Genomic DNA, 2,705 nt, shown 5'->3' on the forward strand with positions numbered 1-2,705 from the left:
CAATCCCAATGGATCCATCCATTCCAGCGTGTTCGGCGCATACTGGTACAGGTTCCAGCCACCGTTTAATCCTATCGGATCCTGAACGGTGAATCTCCCGGTCTGCGGGTCGTAGTAACGGAACAGGTTGTAGTGCAGCCCGGTTTCGCTGTCTGCATACTGCCCGGCATAGCGCAGGGGCTGGTGTGCTAGCGCGGCGTTCTGCGCCAGCCTCGTGAAGCCGTCCGTCTGGTGCGGGTCACTTCCCGGTGCAGACGGTCGCGGGTGAATTCAGTGGGCAGCTGCGAACCGAAGCGGATGGCACTGACGTGGCCGGAGCCATATTGCAGCAGGAGAGCTGCTGCCCGCCGGGGAGCGTCATATTTGTCAGATTGCCCAGCGCATCCCATGCATAAATGAGTTCGCCGTTAAAACCCGACTCGCTTACCAGTCGACCTGCCGCATCGCGGGTACCTGACCTACCACAACGGGATATATCACACCGGGCACATCGAGGGTGACCGGACCGACAGAGGATATTAAGGCGGCAGCTCACGCCTCCGGCGTGGATGCGCTGAACGCCGTGGATCAAGCCCCTGTACTGGAAAAAACGATGCGCTCACGCAGGCGCTCACGGGTACACCAGGACTGATTGTGATGCCGGTGGAGAATGCCTCGCCTGAAACCATCACTGTCTTTGCCGGGCTGGCGTCACCGGAGCAGATTCTGGCGGCGATCGGTAAAGCACAGCACTGACGCGCCCGGTTCCCGCCGGGCTTGTCCACCCTGGAAAAAGCAGAATGACCCTCTGCCTTTACCGGGTTACCGGTAATTCAAGATGCTGTCTTTTTCACAGTCAGGCAGACCGGCGTCGTGCCGGTCTGGTTAAGATTAGCACTGGATGGCACAGGATTAAGAGATGAGTTCAAATCTGTAGCCGGCAATGCTCAGTTACAGAATGTGCGGGGACCTTCATCAAAACACGTCTGGTTTTGCCTTTTGCGTCAGTAATGTAGGTGTATTTACCAATGGTTTGTTCTCTGCTGCCATCGCTACCAAAAGTTATGCCACCGGCTTCGAAATATGAAGTGGAATGCCCGTTTTTATCGTCCGAATAGGTCGGTCACCATCAGTGGCCCTGCATTTACTGAAGCACTGGACCGGTATACCCGATTGGCCTACTAAGCCCGTTTTTGAAAAATAAGCAACGTCAGAGTGATATCACCACGCCTCATCTTCTGGAATAATTTTCCCCACAAAAGTTTCCAGATCTGGTTCAAGAAAGTTCTCCTCCCCATTCTCCAGGTCACAAAAATACACCGCTCCGTCATCAGCTCCAACACAATATGGGAACCCACCTCCGTCAATTGCGAATGGAATAAAATTCGCGGGCAGGATTTTTTTGTCGAAAACTAACGTTTGATAATAGTCATCCACTGTTAATAACCCAGCTTCTTTTGTATGTAAAACAGGCAGGAAGTATTTAATATCATTTTCGTAATGCGTGCTTTGATAAACTCGTCGTTTATCTGCCAGTATTCCACCATTGGTAACAAGCCATAGAGACTTTAAGGTTTCAGGGAAAGAAACTCCTAATGACTCTTCAATTTTTTTTAGCTCTTCAGCAGATACAGTAGGCGATGTTTCTGTCAATTTAACCATGATCTTGTTACCTATTGGCAATGTTTAGGGATACGGCCTCTCAGCCAACCTTTACTATGTGCTACTTTTATAGCTTCAGGTGAGCCATACTTCACACCAAAATGTTTTTCAAATTGGGATACTGAACCTTTATGCGGGAAAGACGCTTTATGTGCTTCAGTAGTAACTAATTGCATTGTTGATTTGCCTGTTTCTGGATCAAAATCGTCAACGTGATGCCATGTATAGTCTTTCGCATCAGCTTCACTTATACCTGCTAATTTGTAAGCTTCTGTGAAATCTCTTCCCCTTGACCCCTGAAGTGTAATTTCAACAATATTGCGTTGTGAACCCGTTACTGGATAGAGAGATGGACTTCCGCTGAAATCTACACCACTTAATGCCAGACCCAGAGGATCTATCCATACCATAGGATTAGGCGCGTAGTTGTATAAATTCAAGTTTCCACCCTCAAGTCCAATCGGGTCCTGAACCGTAAACCGTCCAGCCTGCGGGTCGTAATAGCGGAACAGGTTGTAGTGCAGGCCGGTTTCGCTGTCTGCATACTGCCCGGCATAGCGCAGGGGCTGGTGCGCCAGCGCGGTGCTCTGCGCCCGTCGCGTGAAGCCGTCGGTCTGGTGGCGGACCTCGCCGAAGCTGCCGTAGTGCCCACTCCAGCGGAGGCTGCCTTCTTCGTCTGTCACTTCCAGCGGCGCGCCGTTCAGGTCGGTGCTGAACCAGAATATCTCCCCGGCTTTGTCCTCCCGCAGATGGTCGACCCGCGCCAGCGGGCTCCAGGCTTCATTCGGATCGTAAATATACGTGCTGTGCTGCCCGCCTTGATGCTGCTCCTGCAACAGGCGGTAACCCTGCCAGAGCAAGCGGCTTTCATGGGCGCCGTGACCGGTGGTGATCGTCTTGCGAATGCGCCTGCCGAGCGCGTCATAATGGTAGTGCGCTTCGAAGCGCCCCTGCGGCCCCGTTCCGCGCGCGGACAGCAGGCGGTTTTCCGCATCATACGTATAGTGCTGTTCATACAGCCCGCTGCGCCTGCGCGTCAGGTTGCCCCACGCATCGTACTGCAT

Annotated in this window: 2 protein-coding genes and 1 pseudogene; all 3 read right to left on the bottom strand. The window is 52.6% G+C overall.

The genetic code is table 11. The annotated features are described in order from the left end of the window. Positions 1-231: pseudogene (locus tag ABIC80_RS24460) on the bottom strand (RHS repeat-associated core domain-containing protein); the annotation flags it as partial. A 969-nt stretch (positions 232-1,200) separates the two neighbouring features. Further along, on the bottom strand, positions 1,201-1,641 hold the full coding sequence (locus ABIC80_RS24465) for an SMI1/KNR4 family protein (protein ID WP_429178878.1): 441 nt from the start codon (positions 1,639-1,641) through the stop codon (positions 1,201-1,203). An 11-nt stretch (positions 1,642-1,652) separates the two neighbouring features. After that, the coding region (locus tag ABIC80_RS24470; protein WP_429178879.1) for an RHS repeat-associated core domain-containing protein at positions 1,653-2,705 on the bottom strand (1,053 nt) is incomplete at its 5' end.

Origin of the sequence: Kosakonia sp. 1610, from assembly GCF_050435845.1 — a bacterium.
In the GTDB taxonomy this organism is placed as follows: Bacteria; Pseudomonadota; Gammaproteobacteria; order Enterobacterales; family Enterobacteriaceae; genus Kosakonia; species Kosakonia cowanii.